We start from the raw sequence: 7,314 nt of genomic DNA, 5'->3' as shown, positions 1-7,314 counted from the left end.
CACCACGTAGTCATTACCGAGGTATTTATTGATTGTTTTGGCCTTTGCCGGGGACTCAACGATGACGAGTGCTTTACCCATATGTACCTTTACCTAATTGAAACGTCCTGATAAACGGGAGAGGATTGGCAGCCCCAAAACCCAATGGGTTCAATATTGCTGCTGACTTTTTGCTTTTCAAGCCAGCGGGGACAATCTCTGGTCAGATTGCATCGGCATTTGCAACTTGATGATTAAGAGCGAGTTTTCCGTCTGACGGTATCACACATCCTGGTGTGATCTCCCTGAAAGCTGAATCGCCCACACTCTACCTGATAAAATCTGTTACGCAACTTAATTAGCATTCTGTTTAATTTCTCGCCAGTTTTCTGACCGAACGCTGATTTGCTGAACGCACCGACAGGCAAGTAATATAGAAGGAGAAAATTCGCTGTCAAAAAAGAGGTGAAAAATGTCAGCAGAAACGGAATCCATTTCACGCCAGGCGCTACTGGAAATCGCTAATCAGCGCATTCAGCAGCACGATGAATATTTTGCCGGGATGAAAGCCACGGAGGTGATTCAGCAGGGCGAGGTTCTGGTGTTTCGCGGCCCGTGGTTCCTCGACGATGAAGGGTTGCCGACCGCCAAAACCACGGCGGTGTTTAACGTGTTTAAGCACCTTGCCGTGGTGCTCTCCGCGCAGTATCACCTGGCATAAAAAAACCCGGCCTGCGCCGGGTTTATTCACAACAGCGGTTTATCACCGCGCTGCCAGATTTTCAGAATCAGCCGCTCGGCTGCCACACTGGCACTGTGGGTCACGCGATCAATCATCTTTTTCTTGCGCGCGAAGTGCACGCCCAGCACGCTAAAACGGTCCATGCGCGCAATGATCAGCGCATCGCTGGTACCAATCTCATCAATCAGCCCCAGATCCAGCGCCTGACGGCCATACCAGTGTTCGCCCGTCGCCACTTTGTCCAGATCCAGCGCCGGACGCATCTGATGCACAAAATCTTTAAACAGCTGATGGGTTTCATTCAGGTCTTCCTGAAACTTCTCCCGCCCTTCCTCGGTATTCTCACCAAACAGCGTCAGCGTACGCTTGTACTGGCCGGCAGTGTGCAGCTCCACATCAATGTCGTTACGCTTCAGTAGCCGGTTAAAGTTAGGGATTTGCGCCACCACGCCGATGGAACCAATGATGGAGAACGGCGCCGCCACGATGCGATCCGCAACGCAGGCCATCATGTAGCCACCGCTGGCGGCAACTTTATCCACTACCGCGGTCAGCTGCAGCCCCGCATCACGCAGACGTTGTAGCTGCGACGCGGCCAGGCCATAACCGTGCACCACGCCACCGGGACTTTCCAGCCGCAGCAGCACTTCATCACCCGGCTGCGCCACCGCCAGCACTGCGGAGATCTCTTCGCGCAGCGAGCTGACTTCACCGGCGTCCATACTGCCTTTGAACTCCAGCACATAGAGAGTCGGCTTCGCCGCTTCAGTCACACCGGCTTTGGCGTTGCGCTTTTCGGCTTTGGCTTTCTGTTTCTCTTCTTTCTTATGCTGCTTCAGCCACACTTTTTGCGCCTGCGGCTTCATCTTCGCCAGCTGCAGGTCCTCTTTCATCTCACGATAGGCTTCGTCGAGATGGGTTAAGCGCAGCTGACCGCCGCTGTGACGTTTACGCAGCGCGGCATTTAGCACAATCAGTACAATAGCTGCGATCGCCACCACGACGGTGACGGCCTTGGCCAGAAATAATCCATAGCTGGAGAGTAAATCCATTCTGCCGCCTTATTAAACAGTGAATTACAGTCAAACCCTGAGTTTACCCGCTTTGATGCCATTCGTCGCCTGAAATGCCGGCAGGCGGCACAGAATGCGCGTTGCGGCGATTGCACCTTGCGCCAAATTGAGGCATAAAGCCAAAAAACCCTCTGACCTGCAAAGGACATCGCTGTGCATTATCAACCGAAAAGCGACCTGCTGGACAATCGCATCATTCTCGTGACAGGTGCTTCCGACGGCATCGGCCGTGAAGCCGCCCTGACCTATGCGCGCTACGGTGCGCGCGTGATTCTGCTCGGCCGCAATGCCACCACGCTGCAGCAAACCGCTGAGGCGATTAATCAGCTCAATAAACAGCCCGCGGCTACGCTGCTGCTGGATCTGGCGCACGCCACACCGGAAAGCTGCCAGCAGCTGGCACAACAGGTTGCCGCGCTGGTGCCGCGGCTGGATGGCGTGCTGCATAATGCCGGCATTCTCGGTGAGATCGTGCCGCTGGCGGAACTCGATCCGGCGGTCTGGCAGCAGGTGATGCAAATCAATCTCGACGCCACCTTCTATTTAACGCAGGCGCTGCTGCCGCTGCTGCTGAAATCCGACTCCGGTTCGCTGGTGTTCACCACCTCCAGCGTGGGCCGCACCGGCCGCGCAGGCTGGGGCGCGTATGCCGTGTCGAAATTCGCCACCGAAGGCATGATGCAGGTGCTGGCCGATGAGTATAAAAACCGCCATCTGCGGGTGAACTGCATCAATCCCGGCGGCACGCGCACCAAAATGCGCGCCAGCGCCTTCCCGGAGGAGAATGCCAGCCTGCTGAAAACCCCGGCCGACCTGATGCCGCTCTACCTCTATCTGATGGGCGATGACAGCCGCCGTAAAACCGGCATCAGCTACGATGCACAACCGGGGCGCAAGCCGGGACCGGCCAGCGCATGAGCGATCGTCACCAGCAACGCCAGCAGCGGCTGAAAGAACAGGTTGACGCCCGCATCGCCGCCGCCACCGAAACGCGCGGCATCCTGATGGTGTTTACCGGCAACGGCAAAGGTAAAACCACCGCCGCTTTTGGCACCGCGCTGCGCGCCTGCGGCCACGGTAAAAACGTGGCTGCCGTGCAGTTTATTAAGGGCGAATGGCCCAATGGTGAACGTAATCTGCTGGCGCAGCACGGCGTGGAGTTTCAGGTGATGGCCACCGGCTTTACCTGGGAGACGCAAAACCGTGCCAGCGATACGGCCGCCTGCCAGCAGGTGTGGCAACACGCCAGACGCATGCTGCAAGACGCGTCGCTGGATCTGGTGATCCTTGATGAAATCACCTACATGGTGAGTATGGATTATCTCGATCTGGATGAGCTGGTCACTGCACTGCAGCAGCGTCCGCCGCAGCAAAGTGTGATCATTACCGGGCGCGGCTGTCACCGCACGCTACTGGAACTGGCGGATACCGTCAGCGAGATGCGTCCGGTCAAACACGCGTTCGATGCCGGCATTCAGGCACAGCAGGGAATCGACTGGTAAAAACGGACGCCGCAGGCGCGGCGTCGGGGAGCATCAGGCACCGCGTTTGGTGTTGTTGCGACGCGGGCTGTTATTGCTTACCGCGCTATGACGTTTCACCGCCCGGCGGATTTGGTTCGCTTTGGTGCGGCGACGATCTTTCTCGACGGCCACTTTGGTCACCGTCTCTTCCGGCAGTCCCACCAGCTTACGCAGGTAGTTAACCGCTGGCAGTTCCATCTCCATCCAGCCGCCGCGCGGCAGACCTTTTGGCAGCTGAATATCGCCGTAGCGCACGCGCATCAGACGGCTTACCTGCACGCCAACCGCTTCCCACAGACGACGCACCTCACGGTTACGCCCTTCCGTCAGGGTGACGTTGTACCATTGGTTAATGCCTTCGCCGCCAGCGAATTTGATGGTTTTGAACGCTGCCGGACCGTCTTCCAGCTGCACGCCCTTGCTCAGCTGACGCACTTTTTCGTCATCCACTTCACCGAATACGCGCACTGCGTATTCACGCTCAACTTCGCGGCTTGGGTGCATCAGGCGGTTGGCCAGCTCACCGTCGGTGGTGAACAACATCAGACCGCAGGTGTTCACGTCCAGACGGCCGACGGCAATCCAGCGTGAACCGCGCAGGCGCGGCAGGCGATCAAATACCGTTGGGCGCCCTTCCGGATCGTTGCGCGTGCACAGCTCACCTTCCGGTTTGTAATACGCCAGTACGCGACACACCTCGGTGGCCGATTCAGCAATCGATACCAGATGGCCATCAATACGGATTTTCAGGGTTTTGTCATTTTCGATGCGATCGCCCAGCGTCGCCAGTTTGCCATCGACGCTGATGCGTCCGGCTGAAATCATTGCTTCGATTTCACGGCGCGAACCGTGTCCGGCGCGCGCTAATACTTTTTGTAATTTCTCGCTCATGGAGCTGCCTCGTTGTCGCCTTCCCAGGCGTCGTGGTAATGAAGAGGTAAGATACCGGCGTTACCAGGTCCCGTATCAGAATCTGTGACCGCTTCGCGCCAGGTGCCAGCGCGGACGGCCGGAGATTTTACACCAGCTACAGTTTCGTTAACACCTTTTCCTTATCTGCCGATAATAAAGCGCCAGCGATCCGGAGGCTGAAGCCGGCAGCACAGTCATTGATTCAGATTTCTGATTGATTTGCGTAACGAGCGTCGGGATAGCCTGCGCAACCCGCTGAAATTACGTCGTTTTGCCTGAGACCGTTTATTTATTTAATAGCGCGCCAATTAGTGCCGCAATAGATTAATGAGACTCACCAGTCTGTTACCCGCAGCGTTCCTGGCACAGCTGCAGTTGAGCAAACAGAAAATCGGCGCAAAACACCAAAATCAGCATAAAGAACTGAATAACGGTGTTAGTAAAGCTTATTGCAGCCATCAGAGCCAGCCATACAGCGGATTGGCGCTGCAGGTTGGATTAAGTCTGTATTTTCGCTTTTATTTGATAAAGATTAAATATGATGAATTGTTCTGCCGCGAAAACTGTGTAAAATTTAATCCTGAATTCGGCTAAGCAGTATCAAAAATTATTTTAATTACTTTTTATAAGCTTTCAAACAACAAGCCATTAACAAATAATGGTACAGCTGGCCTGATAATATAATCCGGCGCGCACGGGAAATGGCGCGCTAATCGTTTCACGGATTGAATTTAATTTGTCTGTCGAAAGTCTTCACCAGGGATTTTGCTGACGGACATTAAATGAAGACCACCATCATGAGAACCTCCCTGCTTTGGCCGGCGCTTGCAGCGCTGGCACTGAGCGGCTGTTCCGTGGGCCATACTGAGTACAGTCGTACGGCGCTGCAGCACGTGGATATGAGCGTGACCGGCATCCCGACGGTACTGGGTTTGGGCATCCTCGGTACAACCATTCCGTTAACGCCGGAATACAGTCTGACTGCCGCGCACGTGGCCAAAACCGCCGTGCAGCGCGTGAAGGCTTATCACCCCTATTGCGACGTCGCGATTATTTATCATAAAAACAGTCCGGATACGCTGGCGAAATTCCGCAGCAGCGCGGTGGGCGAGCCAATTAAAATGTATGGCTACAGTTTTATTTCCGCGATGCCGGTCGAGTCGAGCGGCGTTAATCTGGCGCGCACCGCCATTAATAATCGCTGGAATAAAAAGCCCTGCATGGCAATGGCTTCCGATGCCGGTGTCGTTCAGGGGATGTCGGGTGGAGCTGTCTATAATGCCGACCAGACAATCAGCGGAGTGATTGTGGGTTACAGCCATGAAATTGCTAACGTACGCAGCAAAAAAGTCATCTTAAAAGATGTCTCACTGTACATTCCGTACGGCGATTTCAAACGCTGGCTGGAAGCCAATATCGGCCAGACGCCACAAACAGCGCCCGGCCCGGCGTAATCACAGGAACGGGCGGGTATCGCCTGCCCCTTCACGCACGATGACGGGCGCATCGCTGGTGAGATCGATCACGGTGGTTGGCTGCTGGCCCAGCGTGCCGCCATCGATAATTAAATCCACCAGCTTGCCGATGCTGTGCTGGATCTCTTCCGGATCGGATTCAGTGAAATCATTGCCTGGCAGCATCAGTGAGGTCGACATCATCGGCTCATTGAGGCGTTCCAGCAGCGCCAGCGCCACCGGGTTTGACGGGACGCGCAGGCCGATGGTTTTACGTTTATCGTTCATCAGGCGACGCGGCACTACTTTAGTGGCCTTCAGAATGAAGGTGTAATTGCCTGGCGTATTGTTTTTCAGAATGCGAAACGCGCTGTTATCCACCTGCGAATAGGTCGACAGCTCAGAAAGATCGCGGCACATCAGGGTAAAGTTATGGTTACCATCGAGCTGACGAATGCGGCAGATGCGTTCCATGGCATTCTTCTCTTCCAGACGGCATCCCAGCGCGTAGCCGGAATCGGTCGGATAGACAATAACGCTGCCTTTATTGAGATAATCCACCGCCTGATTAACCAGACGCGGCTGCGGATTTTCCGGATGAATGTGAAAAAGTTGACTCATAAAAACCTCATATCACCCATCAACGTGCGATCTGACCGGCGCTAAAGCGGGAAAACGCTCCCAGACCGGCTCCACGCCGCCCGGCAGCCATAGCTTGCGCCCCAGTTCAATCCACGGACAGGGTTGGTGAAAATCGGACCCCTGCGAAGCCGCCAGCTGATTATCGCGCGCATAGCTCGCCAGCTGGGTACGTTCATTCGGTGCCTGCTGACACTGCGCCACTTCCATCGCATCGCCGCCTTCTGCGGCAAAATGCGCAATCAGTCGCTTCAGCCATTTGGCCGACAGTCCGTAGCGCGCAGGATGGGCCAGCACCGCCACGCCGCCAGAATGATGAATAGCATCAATGGCTTGTTTAATTGTACACCATTGTGGTGGCACGTAGCCGGTTTTGCCGCGCGCCAGATAGTTTTTAAATACCTGCGCCATGTTATCGGCTTTGCCCAGCTCTACCAGATAGCGGGCAAAATGCCCGCGGGTGATCACCCCGCCCTGCGCCAGACGCTGAGCGCCGGCCAGCGCGTCAGGAATGCGCGCGCGCTCCAGCCGTTCGGCAATCAGTTCTGCACGTGCCATACGGCACTGGTGCTGCTGCGCCAGAAAAGCGGTTAACGCCGGATGCTGCGTATCAACGTTGAGCCCGACAATATGAATTTCGTGGTTTTCCCACAGCGTCGACGCTTCCACACCGGCCAGTACCCGTAGCGGTAGCTGAAGCTGCTGCACCGCCGCCTGCGCTTCAGCAACGCCCGCCACGCTGTCGTGATCGGTAATCGCCAGCACGCCGACGTGCATCTCAACGGCGCGCTGCACCAGCGCGGTCGGCGTCAGCAAACCGTCAGAAGCCTGGGTATGGCTGTGTAAATCATAAAGTGGAAAACGGGCGATATCTGACAAGGTCACTCCAGCGACTGCATTAAACCGGCTGGCATGATAACGATTTTGCCCGTAACTGAAAAAGGGTATTGACTTTTTTCACCCGAACCAGTTAACTAGTACACAAGTTCACA

At 55.6% G+C, this 7,314-nt stretch carries 9 protein-coding genes and 1 pseudogene; 5 read left to right on the top strand and 5 right to left on the bottom strand.

What is annotated here, in order from left to right; all coding sequences use genetic code 11:
• Positions 1-81, bottom strand: a pseudogene (locus tag FT726_RS27650) (DNA topoisomerase); the annotation flags it as partial.
• Positions 82-451: 370 nt separating this feature from the next.
• On the opposite strand from FT726_RS27650, the gene FT726_RS19125 reads away from it, so the two are divergent.
• On the top strand, positions 452-700 hold the full coding sequence (locus tag FT726_RS19125) for a YciN family protein (RefSeq protein WP_288422474.1): 249 nt from the start codon (positions 452-454) through the stop codon (positions 698-700).
• A gap of 26 nt (positions 701-726) precedes the next feature.
• Here FT726_RS19125 and sohB read toward each other — a convergent pair whose 3' ends face one another.
• On the bottom strand, positions 727-1,773 hold the full coding sequence (gene sohB / locus FT726_RS19120; RefSeq protein ID WP_058758624.1) for a protease SohB: 1,047 nt from the start codon (positions 1,771-1,773) through the stop codon (positions 727-729).
• A 174-nt stretch (positions 1,774-1,947) separates the two neighbouring features.
• On the opposite strand from sohB, the gene FT726_RS19115 reads away from it, so the two are divergent.
• Entirely contained in the window at positions 1,948-2,712 is a 765-nt protein-coding gene (locus FT726_RS19115) for a YciK family oxidoreductase (protein ID WP_346303228.1), read from the top strand.
• On the top strand, positions 2,709-3,296 hold the full coding sequence (cobO, locus tag FT726_RS19110) for a cob(I)yrinic acid a,c-diamide adenosyltransferase (protein ID WP_021510111.1): 588 nt from the start codon (positions 2,709-2,711) through the stop codon (positions 3,294-3,296). The genes FT726_RS19115 and cobO overlap by 4 nt, the downstream gene beginning before the upstream one ends.
• 33 nt (positions 3,297-3,329) lie before the next feature.
• On the opposite strand, the gene rluB is transcribed toward cobO, so the two are convergent.
• Positions 3,330-4,208 (bottom strand): 23S rRNA pseudouridine(2605) synthase RluB, encoded by an 879-nt coding sequence (rluB, locus tag FT726_RS19105; protein WP_021510110.1) that lies wholly within the window; start codon positions 4,206-4,208, stop codon positions 3,330-3,332.
• Positions 4,209-4,556: 348 nt separating this feature from the next.
• Between rluB and FT726_RS19100 the strand changes: the two genes are divergently transcribed.
• Together FT726_RS19100 and FT726_RS19095 are read left to right on the top strand one after the other, a co-directional pair.
• On the top strand, positions 4,557-4,823 hold the full coding sequence (locus tag FT726_RS19100) for a hypothetical protein (RefSeq protein WP_288422471.1): 267 nt from the start codon (positions 4,557-4,559) through the stop codon (positions 4,821-4,823).
• Positions 4,824-5,026: 203 nt separating this feature from the next.
• Entirely contained in the window at positions 5,027-5,683 is a 657-nt protein-coding gene (locus FT726_RS19095) for a serine protease (protein WP_181444749.1), read from the top strand.
• Here FT726_RS19095 and FT726_RS19090 read toward each other — a convergent pair whose 3' ends face one another.
• Together FT726_RS19090 and rnm are read right to left on the bottom strand one after the other, a co-directional pair.
• Positions 5,684-6,304, bottom strand: coding sequence for an L-threonylcarbamoyladenylate synthase (locus tag FT726_RS19090; protein ID WP_282996009.1), 621 nt, complete (start codon positions 6,302-6,304; stop codon positions 5,684-5,686).
• A gap of 12 nt (positions 6,305-6,316) precedes the next feature.
• The gene (rnm, locus tag FT726_RS19085; RefSeq protein ID WP_088517175.1) at positions 6,317-7,201 is read right to left on the bottom strand and encodes an RNase RNM; all 885 of its coding nucleotides are present in this window, start codon (positions 7,199-7,201) and stop codon (positions 6,317-6,319) included.
• Between the last annotated feature and the right edge of the window lie 113 nt (positions 7,202-7,314).

The organism is Pantoea sp. Morm (assembly GCF_016643525.1).
Lineage (GTDB): Bacteria > Pseudomonadota > Gammaproteobacteria > Enterobacterales > Enterobacteriaceae > Pantoea > Pantoea dispersa.
Note: the sequence above shows the minus strand (reverse complement) of the source record. Positions and strands in the feature narration are given on the sequence as shown.